The organism is Arthrobacter sp. TJ-254, assembly GCF_058269175.1.
This window is the reverse complement of record NZ_JBZCNF010000001.1, coordinates 356,488-369,731: the sequence shown is the minus strand read 5'-3', so window position 1 is coordinate 369,731 and position 13,244 is coordinate 356,488. Positions and strand designations below refer to the sequence as shown.

The following is a 13,244-nucleotide window of genomic DNA, read 5'->3' as shown; positions in this document are numbered from 1 at the left end:
CTATGCACCGCCCGGCCCGCCAAAAACGGGTCAGTGGTCCGCGCCCGCCTCCGGTGCCCCAAGCGCCTGGATCAGGTGCGGCAGCAGCGCCCGGAAGGCGAGGCCGCGGTGGCTGATGCGGTTCTTCTCCTCCGGGGTGAGTTCGGCGCAGGTCCGGTCGAATCCGGAGGGAACCAGCAGCGGATCGTACCCAAACCCGCCGGTTCCACGCGGTTCGGTGAGCAGCGTGCCCCGCAGCTCGCCGATCTCGACATGCACCGCGCCCCCGGGGACGGCGAGAGCTGCCGCGCAGTGGAAGGCGGCACCGCGGTGGGCCGGTTCGATGTCGGCCAACTGGGCAAGCAGGAGCTCAAGGTTCGCCCTGTCGTCGCCGTGGCGTCCCGCCCAGCGCGCGGAGAAGATTCCCGGAGCTCCGCCGAGGACGTCGACGGCGAGTCCCGAATCGTCCGCGACAGCCACGAGGCCGGCCTGCGCCGCCGTCTGGCGGGCCTTGAGCAGCGCGTTTTCCTCGAAGGTGACTCCGTTCTCGACGACATCCGCCGCACCGGCCGTCTCGGCGTCGACGACCTGCGTGTCGACGTCGAGCCCGGGGACCTGGCCGCGGAGCAGCTCGCGCAGTTCGCGCAGTTTGCCCTTGTTGCGGGTTGCCAGCACCAGCCGGTACTGATGCTCAGGCACCGGCGGCGTCCTTGAGGGTGTCGAGCTGGATCTGGGCCAGCTGCGAGGTGCCAAGCAGGGCGAGGTCGAGAAGGGCGTCGAGCTCGGCGCGGTCGAAGGGGGCGCCCTCGGCGGTTCCCTGGACCTCGACGAACTTCCCCGAACCCGTGACGACGACGTTCATGTCCGTCTCGGCGCGCACGTCCTCAACGTAGGGAAGGTCCAGCATTGGCACGCCGTCGATGATCCCCACACTCACGGCTGCGACGGTGTCGATCAGCGGCTTGGCGTTTGCGGGAATGAGCTTCTTGTCCTTCGCGTAGCGGATCGCGTCGGCGAGCGCCACGTAGGCGCCGGTGATGGCGGCGGTGCGGGTTCCGCCGTCGGCCTGGAGGACGTCGCAGTCAAGCACGATGGTGTTCTCACCCAGCGCCTTGGTGTCGATGATCGAGCGCAGCGAGCGCCCGATCAGGCGTGAGATCTCGTGGGTGCGTCCGCCGATCTTTCCCTTGACCGATTCGCGGTCGGAGCGGGTGTTGGTGGCGCGCGGCAGCATTGCGTATTCCGCTGTGACCCACCCCTTGCCCTCACCCTTGAGCCAGCGCGGCACCCCGCTGGTCAGCGAGGCGGTGCACAGCACGCGGGTGTTCCCGAATTCGATGAGCGCCGATCCCTCGGCCTGCTTCGACCATCCCCGGGTGATGCTGATGTTGCGCAGCTGGTCCGGGGTGCGGCCGTCCGCCCGACGTGCCTGGGCGGGGTCCTGTCCTTCCGGTACGGACTGGGAGGAAGAAGGGGACGGGGCGTTCGTTTGGCTCATGCAGCCAGTCTAATCGGGCGGCACCGGCGCCCCGCCCGGCCGGCGGCGGAGGGACCGGAGACCGGCAGCGGCAGCGTCAGCCCTTCACGGGAGAGGCGCTCACCACGACGTTCTTGCCCCACGGGTCCTCCGTGTAGCAACTGATGAGGACAAGGCGGTTCGGCACGATGTTCCAGATGTCGCTCGTCTTGAGGGTGTCCTTGTCGTGGGTGATGATCGAGTCGACCCGGTAGTCGAGCTTTCCCTTCTGGGTGGTGACGGTGATGATGTCACCAACCTCGGTATGGGTGCTGAACCGGTCGAACGGGGCCTCGCGGCCTTCCCAGCTGTGCCCGGCGATGTAGGTGGTGTTGCTGGAGCCTGCGCCCGGGGTGCCGTAGGACGTCAGCCAGTAACCGTCGTCGGTGAACGGGGGAACGATCGTCTGGCTCTCGAGCTCGGCTCCCGTGGGGCTCAGCGGCAGCACGGCCACGTCGATGCCCGCGGCCTCGACGGTGATCCGGGTCGGGGCCGCGGCCACGGGGCCGGGGTTGGGCACCGCCTTGGCGGCCGGCGGCTTGGGCTTCGCGCTCGTTGCGGGCGCGCTCGGCGGGGACGCGCTGGACGCGCTGGTTGGGCGGACGCTGGCCGGTGCGGTGACCGCCCCGCGCTGGGCTTCGTCGGAGGCGTTCGAGCGCGAGGTGAGCTGCGGGATGAGCACGAGGAGCACCGCAACGAGCAGTGCCGCCAGCGGAAGCAGCATGCGGAGACTTGGCCTGCGCCGTGCTGGAGCTTCGGAGCCCTGGCCGGCCTCCGCACCGCCGGGCCCGGGTTCCCCCTGCTCCTGGCCGGGCTCCACGCCCGAAGGTTCCGGCGGAAGGCCGCGCTCAGCGGGGCCCGTTGGGGTTGGTTCCATGTTCTTGAGACCTTTCACACGGACACCGGCCCCGGCCCGGGACGGGCATCCCGGCGGGGTGGTGCTTTCCGCAGACTACACCGCCGGGGGAAACCCGGGGAGGATTCCGCTGCGGTTCAACATCGCCGGTGCGGGTGGTCTACCCGGCACGGCCGGGTAGGACGGCGTCCTCCACCGTTTCCTACACGGTGTAGGACACGCCGGCGACGGCGACGGCCAGCTCCCCGGAGTAGGAAGCGCGGGCCTCGTCGATTGAGACGTTGGCGTCGTTCCACACCGGCAGGTGCGTCAGCAGCAGGCGCTTCACCGATGCCGCAGCGGCAACCGCACCCGCCCGGCGCCCGGTCAGGTGGACACCGCTGATTCCGTCGTCGCGCCCCTCATGGAAGGCCGCCTCGCAGAGGAAGATGTCGGCGCTCGAAGCGGCCTCGACCAGGGAGTCGCAGGAATCGGTGTCGCCGGAATAGGTGAGCACCCGGGTCTCGGGGACTCCCCCGGCGTTTGGCTCGGTCACCTCGACGCGCAGCGCGTAGGCTTCCTCGGCCGGGTGCAGCACCGGGTACGGGGTGATGGTGAAGGGGCCCAGCCGCAGGGCGGTGCGCGGGTTGTACGAGTGGAAATCGAAATCCTCGTGCATGCCGGGGTTCAGCGCGAGCCCGTACGCGGTGGCCATCCGGTCGGCCGTGGCCGTAGGCCCCCAGACCGGGATGCGTTCCCTTCCCCATCCGGCAGGATCCCAGTGGACCGCAACATGGAGCCCGCACAGGTCCATGCAGTGGTCCGGGTGGAGGTGGCTCAGGAACACTCCGTCAATCTGGCGCAGGTCGATGTAGCGCTGGAGGGCGCCGAGGGATCCGTTCCCGAGATCGAGCAGGATCCGCCAGGTGCGCCCCTCGTGCTCGGCACTCACCAGGTAGCACGACGCCGGGGACTGCGGGCCGGGAAAGGACCCGCTGCAGCCGACGATTGTCAGCTTCATGAGGTCCGCCCCGCTGCTGCAATCATGTCCGGAGTGACCCTGGCGAGGCTTCCGGTCGGGTATTCGGCCGCGACACGGTCAACATGCTGCACGCCCAGCACCTCCGGGCCGAGGAACCGGCGGGCAAGGACCTCGAAGCTCTCGGCGTCCCCTGTCGCAATGAAGCGGTGCCGGGCCACGGCGGAGTCGGCACGGAGGAGGTCGTGCGAGACGAGGGCCCGGTAGACGTCCTTCGCGGTCTCCTCCGCACTTGAGACGAGGCTGACGCCGTCGCCCATCACGTAGGAGATCACGCCGGTCAGGAGCGGGTAGTGGGTGCAGCCGAGCACAAGTGTGTCGACGTCCGCCCGCTTGAGCGGCTCCAGGTAGCGTCGGGCGGCCGAGAGCAGTTCGGGTCCGGCCGTTACCCCGGCCTCGACGAACTCGACGAACTCGGGGCACGCCGCCGAGGTGATCCGCAGGTGCGGGGCGGCGGCGAAGGTGTCTTCATAGGCGCGGGAGCTGACCGTTGCCGAGGTGCCGACCACCCCCACGTTGCCGGTGCGGGTTGAGGCGACTGCGCGGCGGACGGCCGGCTGGATGACCTCGATCACGGGGATCCCATACCTCGCCGTGTAACGCTCCCTGGCGTCCCTGAGCACTGCGGCGGAGGCGGAGTTGCACGCGATGACCAGCAGCTTCACCCCGGAATCCACGAGCTCGTCCATGACCGCCAGCGCGTGGGCCCGTACGGCCGCGATCGGCTGCGGCCCGTAGGGTCCGTTGGCCGTGTCGCCGACGTAGATGATCGATTCATGCGGGAGCTGGTCAATGACCGCGCGGGCCACCGTCAGCCCTCCGACACCGGAGTCGAAGATGCCGATCGGCGCCTCGGTTTTCTTCAACGATGAAAATACATCCGCGTCTGCGCTCATAATCTACTGAGAATATGACGTGTTGGCCGAAGAAACTAACTTTCGCCCAGTCGGATATATCACACTCGCCGATTGGTGCTCAGCGCCGCGGCCTGCCCGAGCCGAGCATCGCCTGCACCAGGGACTCCTGGAGCCAGGTGACGAAGTTGTAAACCAGTGCGAGGTAGGCCTCGACATCCTCGGCGTCGGCGAAGTCGGTGACGCCGTGGAGCCGTGCGGCGTCCTCGTCGGTCTTGATGCCCAGCCGGTCGGCCAGCACCAGCCTCACATCGTTGAGCGCCTGCGCCATCAGCGGCGCCTGTTCCGGGGTCAGGGAGATCGGGTCACTTTCGAGGAGCAGCGCGCTGCTGCGCAGCGCCCCGATTTTCTGTTCCCGCAGGGACCGCTCGGTGAGCCGCCGGAACTCGAGGGCCTCGCCGTCGTCGTTGCGCACCGCGTCGGGAAGCAGGCGGCGGACGGCGGAGTCGGTGGGCGCCACCGCCTCGGTGTCCATGCCCACCATCGCCGCCAGGGGGTCGGTGCTCGGAGCGGTCTCCGGCTCGAGCATCGAGATGATGTCCTTGAAGAGGGTGCCCAGCAGCCGCACTTCGCCGGGCTCGAGCCGGGCGGTGATGCCGCGCCGGGTTGACTTGAATGCTTTAGCCACGGGGCCTACTCGCTTCCGGCTTTTTCGAAGGTTGCCCACAGGCCGTACCCGTGAAGGGCAACGGTGTCGCGTTCGGCCTTCTCGCGGCTTCCCTCGGCCACGGCGGAACGTCCCAGCTCGTGGACCTCGAGCATGAGCTTGCGGGCCTTTGCCTCGCTGTAGCCGAAGTAGGTCTGGAAGACGTAGCTGACGTAGCTCATGAGGTTGACCGGATCGTTCCACACCACCACGACCCAGGGCTGGTCAAGGTTCATCGATTCGCGGGTGTGGGTCTCTTCCCGCACGCCGGGGTCCGTCGCAACGCCAAGTGTCATGGTTTTCATTCTAGGTTGCGGTGCTCCCGGGTCGTCCGCAGGTACTCACAAAGCGAACGCCCGGCTAATGTTTTGACTGTGACTCCTGCCAGCGGAAACGCGACCCGCCCGATGAATCAGCCAAACACAGCGCTCTTCACCGACCAGTACGAGCTGACGATGCTTGAGGCCGCCCTGACCTCCGGAGCGGCATCGCGCCGCTCCGTGTTCGAGGCCTTCGCCCGGCGCCTGCCCGACGGGCGCCGCTACGGCGTCACCGCAGGCACCGGGCGCCTGCTTGATGCCCTCGCGGGGTTCCGGTTCGAGGACGAACAGCTTGAGTTCCTCTCCCGGAACGCGGTCGTGGATGCGCGCACCATCGCCTGGCTCGCGGATTTCTCGTTCAGCGGGAACATCTTCGGGTACGCCGAGGGTGAGGCCTACTTCCCCAATTCCCCGATCCTCATCGTGGAATCCACGTTCGCCGAGGCCTGCATCCTCGAGACCCTGATCCTCTCGATCCTCAACCATGACAGCGCCATCGCCTCGGCGGCCTCGCGCATGACGAGCGCGGCCGCGGGCCGCCCCTGCATCGAGATGGGGTCCCGGCGCACCCACGAGGAGGCGGCCGTCGCCGCTTCCCGGGCGGCGATCATCGGCGGCTTCGCCAGCACCTCGAACCTTGAGGCAGGACGCCGGTACGCTGTTCCGACCGTGGGAACCGCCGCCCACTCGTTCACGCTGCTCCACGATTCGGAGCGCGAAGCGTTCGAGGCGCAGGTTGCGGCGCTGGGCCCGGGCACCTCGCTGCTCGTCGACACCTTCGACGTCGAGAAGGGCGTGCGGACCGCCGTTGAGGTCGCCGGCCCGGAACTGGGGGCCGTGCGCCTTGATTCCGGCGACCTCGTCGCCCAGGCGCGCTGGGTGCGCGAACTGCTCGATGACCTCGGAAATCCGAACACGAGGATCCTTGTCACCTCGGACCTCGACGAGTTCGCGATCGGCCTCCTCGCCTCGGCCCCGGTCGATGCCTACGGCGTGGGCACCTCCCTGGTGACCGGTTCCGGAGCCCCGACCGCCGGCATGGTCTACAAGCTGGTCAGCAGGGAGGACAACGACGGCCGCTTCGTGGCGGTCGCCAAGTCGGCGAAGAACAAGGCGTCGGTGGGAGGCAGGAAGTACGCGCTGCGCCGCCGCGACGAGAACGGCGTGGCAACCGCCGAGGTCGTGGGAATCGGCGCCGCCCCCTACGACGACGGTAACGACCGGCCGCTGCTTCACCAGCTCGTCAAGAACGGCGAGGTGCTCCCGGGCTGGACGGGACCGGAGGCGGTGGTCCGTGCGGCCCGGCACCACCAGGAGTCCATTGCGGAACTGCCCGCTGCGGTCCACCGCCTGCAGCGCGGCGAACCCGTCATCCCCACCGAATACGAGGAGAACCTGCCATGACCCGAGCGCTCATCATCGTCGACGTGCAGAACGATTTCTGCGAGGGCGGATCGCTTGCCGTCAAGGGCGGTGCAGCGGTTGCCGCGGCGATCAGCGACCACGCCGACGAGCACGCCGCCGACTACGACTACGTCGTTGCCACCCAGGACTGGCACATCGATCCGGGCCCCCACTTCTCGGAGACCCCTGACTTCGTCGATTCCTGGCCGGTCCACTGCGTGGCGGACACCCCCGGCGCAGAGTTCCATCCGGATCTTGACACCGAGAATCTCGACGCCGTGTTCCGCAAGGGACAGTTCGAGGCCGCCTACTCCGGATTCGAGGGCGTCCTGGCCCCCGAGGACGAGGTTCCCACGGGCGAGCAGAAGCTTGGCGCGGTCCAGGACCCCGAGGAGACCCCGCTGACCCTGGACGACTGGCTGCGCGACCACGACGTCGAGGAGGTCGTGGTCACCGGCCTTGCCGCCGACTACTGCGTCCGCGCCACCGCCCTCGACGCGCTTGCGGCTGGGTACTCCGTGTCCCTGCTCAGCGGCCTCACCCGGGCCGTCCATGCGGAGCGGGTGGAGGAGACCCTTGAGGAGCTGGAAACGGCTGGGGTCGAGGTGATGCGCTGAGCGCATTGCCTTCCCGGCGGCGGAAGCCGGCATCCCGCCGTCCCGCTTCCGGGTTCTGGCCTATTTCCGGCCGATGAACCAGTCCTGAAGCTTCTTCAGCCGGCGCTGGAGCTGCTCCTCGTTGGCCTGGGCGACCGCGGGGCCGCCGCAGGCCTTCCGCAGTTCGGTATGCACGACCCCGTGGGGGGTGCCCGAGCGGGCCGACCACGCAGCGACGTTCTTGGCCAGCTGCCCGCGCAGCTCGGTCAGCTGCCGGTGATCGACAACCTGGGGCTGCGGTTCAGCGGGTGCCGCTTCGGCGCGCCCGCGGCGGCGGGACTGCTGGTCGCGCTGCCGCTGGCGCAGCAGCTGGCCCACCTGGTCGGCGTCAAGGAGCCCCGGGATCCCGAGGAAGTCGAATTCCTCCTCGCTGCCCATCTCGCCGCCCGTGCCGAATTCGCCGCCGTCGAACAGCACGCGGTCGAATGAGGCCTGCGACTCGAGGGCCTCGAATTTCTGCTTGGTGAGGGAGTCGGAGGCCTTCTCCTGCCGGTTGGCCGCCTCCATGAGGCTGTCCTCGAGCGCGAAGGCGTCCTCCTCCCCCGTGGTCGGACGGTCGAGCGCGTGGTCGCGCTCCACCTCGAGCTGGTTCGCCAGAGCCATGAGGTTCGGCACCGAGGGAAGGAACACCGACGCCGTCTCGCCGCGGCGGCGGGCACGCACGAAGCGCCCGATGGCCTGGGCGAAGAACAGCGGGGTGGCCGTCGAGGTCGCGTAGACGCCCACCGCGAGCCGGGGCACGTCAACGCCTTCGGAGACCATCCGCACCGCAACCATCCACCGGCGCTCCCCCGCGGAGAACTCCTCGATCTTGCCGGAGGCCTTGGCGTCGTCGGAGAGGATCACTGTGGGCGACTCCCCGGTGATCCGCTTAAGCTGGCCGGCGTAGGCGCGGGCGTCGTCATGGTCGGTGGCAATGACAAGACCGCCGGCGTCGGGCACCGACCGGCGCACCTCCGTGAGCCGCTTGTCCGCTGCCGCGAGCACCGCGGGGATCCACTCCCCGGCGGGGTTGAGCGCCGTGCGCCACGCCTGGGCGGTGATGTCCTTGGTGACGGCCGCTTCGCCGAGCGACGCCGCCATCTCCTCGCCCGCGCTGGTCCGCCATCGCATCTGGCCGGAATAGGCCATGAAGATCACCGGACGCACCACGTGGTCGCGCAGCGCCTCGCCGTAGCCGTAGGTGTAGTCCGAGCGGGAGCGCCGGATGCCGTCGGCGTCCTCAACATATTCGACGAAGGGAATCGCCGCGGTGTCGGAGCGGAAGGGAGTACCGGTCAGCGACAGCCGGCGCACCGCCGGCTCGAAGGCCTCGCGGATTCCGTCACCCCACGACAGGGCGTCGCCGCCGTGGTGGATCTCATCGAGGATCACCAGCGTCTTCGCGCCCTCGGTCTTGGCACGGTGGAGCATCGGCTTGCTGGCCACCTGCGCGTAGGTGACGGCGACCCCGATGAAGCCGTTGCCGTGGCGGCCGTCGGCGTTCTTGAAGTTCGGGTCGATCGAGAGGCCCACCCGCGCCGCGGCATCGGCCCACTGCCGCTTCAGGTGATCGGTCGGCGCGACGACGGTGATGCGGTTCACGATGCCGCGCTCAACGAGCTCGGTGGCAACCCGCAGCGCGAACGTCGTCTTGCCGGCCCCGGGGGTTGCGACGGCGAGGAAGTCCTGCGGCGAATTGGCAAAGTATTTTTCGAGGGCTTCGCTCTGCCACTGGCGGAGTTTGGGTGCGGTGCCCCAGGCTGCACGCTCCGGATACGCGGGCGGCAGCGCTGGGCCGGCACCGAACAGGGTGTCACTACTCACGCCGGGACAGTACCTTCCATTGACTTCTTGGTGTTCGGATCGGGGCCGGCATCAGCAGCCTGCGCCCCTCTCAGACCCGAAACTATACCTGCTGCGGAGAACAGGCACAGAGCCAGCCAGATCGCAACAAAGACCGAGACCTGTCCGGGGTTGGCGGGGTCCCGCAGCAGGGCGAAGAGTGTGCCTGCTCCAGCAGTGCCCACCACTCCGCCGATCTGGTCGGAGATCTGGAGGGACGCTGAGTTGCGTCCCTGCTCGCCGTCCGGGGAGAGCTTCAGCACCAGCACGGAGGTGCTTGAGAGCGTCATGCCCATGGCGAAGCCCGCGAGCGCCCACACCGCGATCAGCACGCCCAGCGGTGCCTGCGCTCCGGAGGCGAGGGCGAAGCCACCGAGGGCGGCGGAGAGCAGTGTTGATCCTGCCACAAGCAGCCATTGGCGCCGGAAGCGCACCCGTGCCTGAAGGAAGGATCCGCCGCTCCAGCCGAGGGCGCCGGCGCTCAGGGCCAGCCCGGCCGTTGCGGCGCTGAAGTCCCTCGCCGTGACGAGCATGAGCGGGATGAAGGCCTCGGCGCCGAAGAAGGCGACGTTCACGAAGCCCCGGGTGGCGATGATGCTGGGAAGGCCGGGGGCCAGGCGCAGGGTGCCGCGCGGAAGCAGCCCGGGCAGGGTCACGAGCACCGCCGCGAGCCCTGCGGCGGCGGCGAGTCCCCTCAGGGCCAGCCCGGCGCCGCCCGGTGCCTGCGTGTCGAGGCCGCTGAGCGCCGCCTGGACGGCGAAAACGCCCCCCGCCAGTCCCAGTCCGCGCACAGCCCGGTGCCATCCGGTGCCCGCCCCGGGGCGTCGAGGCCGTGGGCTGCCGGAACGGGAATCTCCTGGAGCTTCCGGTCCCCCACAGTGAGCTGCGGCGGCGGGCTCCGGAGGGCCGAGGCCGCGGGTGCGCGGCCAGACGATCAGCACTGCGGCGAGCACCACCGGGGCGACGCCGAGGAAGACCCACCGCCAGCTGGCCTGTTCTGCAACCACGCCGGCCACCAGGGGGCCGACGAGCGAGGGCACCACCCAGGCCGCGGAGAGCCATCCGAATACAACCGGCCGGGCCTGGGCGGGAAAGACCCTGCCGATGATCACGTAGACGGCAACGATGACGAAACCCCCGCCCAGGCCGGAGACGGCCCGGCCCGCTGTGACCACCCAGAACGCCGGTGCGGCGCCGGAGAGGATCAGCCCCGCAATCATCAGCAGCATCCCGACGGCCAGGGCCGGCCTCGGGCCCCGGGCGTCGGTCCACGACCCGGCCAGGACCGTGCCCAGCAGGGAAGCGGTCAGGTACATCGAGAATGCCAGCCCGTAGGCTGCCTCGCCGGAGAGCTCGGCGGCCACCGCCGGCATGGCTGTCACCACCGCCATCGCTTCGAAGGCGGCGCACGTGATGATGGCGAGGACCCCGAGCGTGAGCGGACGGTACCTTGCCGACATTGCGCCGGCGGGCACGGTGGAGCTGTCAGTCATTACACCCCTGGGATGTCGGTCGGAGGCTTCCCGGGAACTCCACCGGGCATTCAGCGGCGGGCCGCCGCCGGGCAATCAGCGGCCGGCCGGCGGGACTAGGAGTCGTCTTTGCCGGGACGCAGCCCGTTGTAGATCTCCTTGCACTCCGGGCATACCGGGAACTTCTCCGGATCCCGTCCGGGCGTCCATACCTTCCCGCAGAGGGCGATCACGGGCTCGCCGGTGAACGCCGATTCCATGATCTTTTCCTTGCGCACATAGTGGGCGAAGCGCTCGCTGTCGCCGGGCTCAACCTCCTGGCGCATTTCCTCGCGTTCGAGGGTGGTTGTTGAACCGCCGGCGCTTTCCAGCGGATCGTTCTCGAAAGGGTCTACGGGCATAGTCATTTTTCCATTCTATCGCCGGCGCACTTTTGGCAGCGGCGCCGCGCGTGCCGCCGGCGTCCGCGGCAAAACCTAGGACCGCCCGGCGCGTTCGTACTGCGGCGCCAGGGGAAGCGTGTAGCCGAGCTCGTGCGCGGACCGGACCCACCAGTGCGGGTCGCGCAGGGCGGCGCGGGCGATCAGGACGGCGTCGGCGCGGCCCTCGCGCACAACGGACTCGGCCTGCTGGGCTTCGCTGATCAGACCGACGGCGCCGGTCGGCACCCCTGCCGCACGCACCGCCTCGGCAAGCTCCACCTGGTAGCCGGGCCCCACGGGGATCCGCGCGTGGGGCACCGCCCCGCCCGAAGAAACGTCAACGAAGTCGACCCCGTGCTCGGCGGCCCGCTCTGCGAGGCGGGTCGAGGCGGCGCCGTCGAGCCCGCCCTCGGTCCAGTCGGAGGCGGAAATGCGAAGCAGCAGCGGCATCGAATCGGGAATGCTCCGGCGGACCTCGTCGATGACCGCCAGGGTGAGCCTGAACCGTGCGTCCTCGGACCCTCCCCACCCGTCCTCGCGGGTGTTGACGAGGGGCGTGAGGAACTGGTGCAGCAGGTACCCGTGGGCGGCGTGGATCTCCACGGCGTCGAACCCGGCCTCGACGGCCAGACGGGCGGAGCGCCCGAAGTCGTCGATGACCTTTTCGATGTCACCCTCGGTCATTGCCGCTGGAGCCGCGTAGTCGCCGAACGCCTCCCCGGTCGGCCCGAGGGTCTGCCAGCCTCTCTCCGATACCGGCACGGAGCCGTGGTGGCGGCTGAACGGCCAGTAGGTCGACGCCTTGCGTCCGGCATGTGCGAGCTGCACTGCGATCCTGGTCCTGACCGCACCGTAGGTATGGACGAAGTCGACGATGCGGCGCCAGGCCTCGACCTGGTCGGCATTGTAGAGACCGGCGTCGCGGGGACTGATCCGCGCCTCGGGATTGACCGCCGTGGCCTCCGTGATGATCATTGCCGCTCCGCCGGCGGCGAACTGGCCCAGATGCATCAGGTGCCAGTCGTTCGGAACCCCTGGCGCCAGCTGCGCGTCACACGAGTACTGGCACATTGCCGCAACCCAGCCGCGGTGCTCGATGTCGAGCGAGCGCAGGCGGATCGGGGTGAAGAGAGCCGGCCGGGTGGCGCTCCCAGTGTCTTCGGTTGTCATGATTTCCCTTTTGCGGTTCCAGCTGCGGATGATGCCTTGTCGCGCAGGGGCTAGAAGAGCGCCCGCGCGAGCGCGCTGCGCGCCTTGGTCACGCGCGGATCGGTGGACCCGACGACCTCGAAGAGCTCAAGGAGGCGCTTGCGGGCGGCGTCCTTGTCTTCGCCGGCGCTGCGGGCGATGAAGGAGACGATGCGCGCGAAGGCGTCCTCGACGTGGCCGCCGGTCAGGTCGAGGTCGGCCACAGCGAGCTGCGCTTCAAGGTTGTCGGGCTGCTCGGCCCCGGCGGCGCGGATCTGCGCTGCATCGACCTCCTCCACGCGCTGCATGAGCTCGACCTGGGCGAGGCCGGCCTTGGCGTCGGCATCGGCGGGCTGCTCGGCGAGTGCCTGGCGGTAGGCAGCGGCGGCTGCCGCGTAGTCGCCGGCCTCGATCGCGTCGTATGCCGCCTGGTGCAGGGGCGGCAGCACAGGCTCGGCGCCGGGCGCCGGCACCGCTGCCGCACCGGCTTCGTTGAGCGTTCCCGTCACCCCGTTGGCCTCGGCGACCTTCAGGAGCTCATCGATGAAGGCCCGGATCTGCTCCTCCGGCAGCGCCCCCTCGAACAAGGGAACGGGCTGGCCCTTGACCACGGCCACGACGGTAGGCGCCGCCTGCGCCTGGAACGCGGACGCGATCTGCGGCTGGGCCTGGATGTCGGCCTTTGCCAGCAGCACTCGGCCGTCAAGCTCAATGGCTACGGCTTCGAGCACGCTGCTGACCTGCACCGACTGCTCGCTCCACACCGCGCCCAGATCGACGATCACCGGTACCTGCGCGGAGAGCTGGACCAGCTGGGGGAAGGTCTGCTCGGTGACCTGAACGATATAGGGACTTGCCGTCGGGGGGCGGCTCTCAGCCGCCGCGGGCCGTGCGGCGGCCTCCGCGCGCGCTTTGAGCGCCGACAGATCAACTGCGCCATGGAGGTTCATCGACGCCGGCGGCACGCTGCCGCGGTTCCCAGGTGTGGACAAGGTTCTGCCTTTCGGATCGGACGAGAGCGGGGACTGC

General features: G+C 69.4%; 14 protein-coding genes. 2 read left to right on the top strand and 12 right to left on the bottom strand.

Features of this window, described 5'->3' with window-relative positions:
• Positions 1 to 30: 30 nt before the first annotated feature.
• The 7 genes from rdgB to clpS all read right to left on the bottom strand — a co-directional run bounded on the left by rdgB (position 31) and on the right by clpS (position 5,225).
• Positions 31 to 678, bottom strand: coding sequence for an RdgB/HAM1 family non-canonical purine NTP pyrophosphatase (gene rdgB, locus AC4D14_RS01725; RefSeq protein WP_490899862.1), 648 nt, complete (start codon positions 676 to 678; stop codon positions 31 to 33).
• Positions 671 to 1,477 carry a ribonuclease PH gene (gene rph, locus AC4D14_RS01720; RefSeq protein ID WP_490899861.1) on the bottom strand — a complete coding sequence of 269 codons (807 nt, stop codon included), beginning with the start codon at positions 1,475 to 1,477 and terminating at the stop codon, positions 671 to 673. The genes rdgB and rph overlap by 8 nt, the downstream gene beginning before the upstream one ends.
• A 76-nt stretch (positions 1,478 to 1,553) precedes the next feature.
• Positions 1,554 to 2,372: a class F sortase gene (locus AC4D14_RS01715; protein ID WP_490899860.1), complete on the bottom strand. Its 819-nt coding sequence runs from the start codon at positions 2,370 to 2,372 to the stop codon at positions 1,554 to 1,556.
• A gap of 181 nt (positions 2,373 to 2,553) precedes the next feature.
• Positions 2,554 to 3,351, bottom strand: coding sequence for an MBL fold metallo-hydrolase (locus tag AC4D14_RS01710; protein WP_490899859.1), 798 nt, complete (start codon positions 3,349 to 3,351; stop codon positions 2,554 to 2,556).
• Positions 3,348 to 4,265: a glutamate racemase gene (gene murI / locus AC4D14_RS01705; RefSeq protein WP_490899858.1), complete on the bottom strand. Its 918-nt coding sequence runs from the start codon at positions 4,263 to 4,265 to the stop codon at positions 3,348 to 3,350. The genes AC4D14_RS01710 and murI overlap by 4 nt, the downstream gene beginning before the upstream one ends.
• 79 nt (positions 4,266 to 4,344) lie before the next feature.
• Entirely contained in the window at positions 4,345 to 4,911 is a 567-nt protein-coding gene (locus AC4D14_RS01700; RefSeq protein ID WP_490899857.1) for a DUF2017 domain-containing protein, read from the bottom strand.
• Positions 4,912 to 4,916: 5 nt separating this feature from the next.
• Entirely contained in the window at positions 4,917 to 5,225 is a 309-nt protein-coding gene (clpS, locus tag AC4D14_RS01695) for an ATP-dependent Clp protease adapter ClpS (protein ID WP_490899856.1), read from the bottom strand.
• Between the two features lie 111 nt (positions 5,226 to 5,336).
• Here clpS and AC4D14_RS01690 point away from each other — a divergent pair, with 111 nt between their 5' ends.
• Both AC4D14_RS01690 and AC4D14_RS01685 read left to right on the top strand, forming a co-directional pair.
• Complete coding sequence (locus AC4D14_RS01690; protein ID WP_490899855.1) at positions 5,337 to 6,653, top strand: nicotinate phosphoribosyltransferase; 1,317 nt, start codon at positions 5,337 to 5,339, stop codon at positions 6,651 to 6,653.
• A complete protein-coding gene (locus tag AC4D14_RS01685; RefSeq protein ID WP_490899854.1) occupies positions 6,650 to 7,270 on the top strand; it encodes an isochorismatase family protein in 621 nt (206 codons plus the stop codon). Before AC4D14_RS01690 ends, AC4D14_RS01685 begins: the two co-directional genes overlap by 4 nt.
• Positions 7,271 to 7,330: 60 nt before the next feature.
• Here the strand turns inward: AC4D14_RS01685 and AC4D14_RS01680 are convergent, their stop codons facing one another.
• The 5 genes from AC4D14_RS01680 to AC4D14_RS01660 form a co-directional block, all read right to left on the bottom strand.
• The gene (locus AC4D14_RS01680; protein ID WP_490899853.1) at positions 7,331 to 9,115 is read right to left on the bottom strand and encodes a DEAD/DEAH box helicase; all 1,785 of its coding nucleotides are present in this window, start codon (positions 9,113 to 9,115) and stop codon (positions 7,331 to 7,333) included.
• Positions 9,112 to 10,626, bottom strand: a complete 1,515-nt coding sequence (locus AC4D14_RS01675) for an MFS transporter (RefSeq protein WP_490899852.1) — start codon at positions 10,624 to 10,626, stop codon at positions 9,112 to 9,114. The genes AC4D14_RS01680 and AC4D14_RS01675 overlap by 4 nt, the downstream gene beginning before the upstream one ends.
• 95 nt (positions 10,627 to 10,721) lie before the next feature.
• A complete protein-coding gene (locus AC4D14_RS01670; RefSeq protein ID WP_490899851.1) occupies positions 10,722 to 11,012 on the bottom strand; it encodes a DUF3039 domain-containing protein in 291 nt (96 codons plus the stop codon).
• Positions 11,013 to 11,081: 69 nt separating this feature from the next.
• A complete protein-coding gene (locus AC4D14_RS01665) occupies positions 11,082 to 12,197 on the bottom strand; it encodes an NADH:flavin oxidoreductase/NADH oxidase (protein ID WP_490899850.1) in 1,116 nt (371 codons plus the stop codon).
• A 50-nt stretch (positions 12,198 to 12,247) separates the two neighbouring features.
• The gene (locus AC4D14_RS01660; protein WP_490899849.1) at positions 12,248 to 13,207 is read right to left on the bottom strand and encodes a tetratricopeptide repeat protein; all 960 of its coding nucleotides are present in this window, start codon (positions 13,205 to 13,207) and stop codon (positions 12,248 to 12,250) included.
• Positions 13,208 to 13,244: the final 37 nt, after the last annotated feature.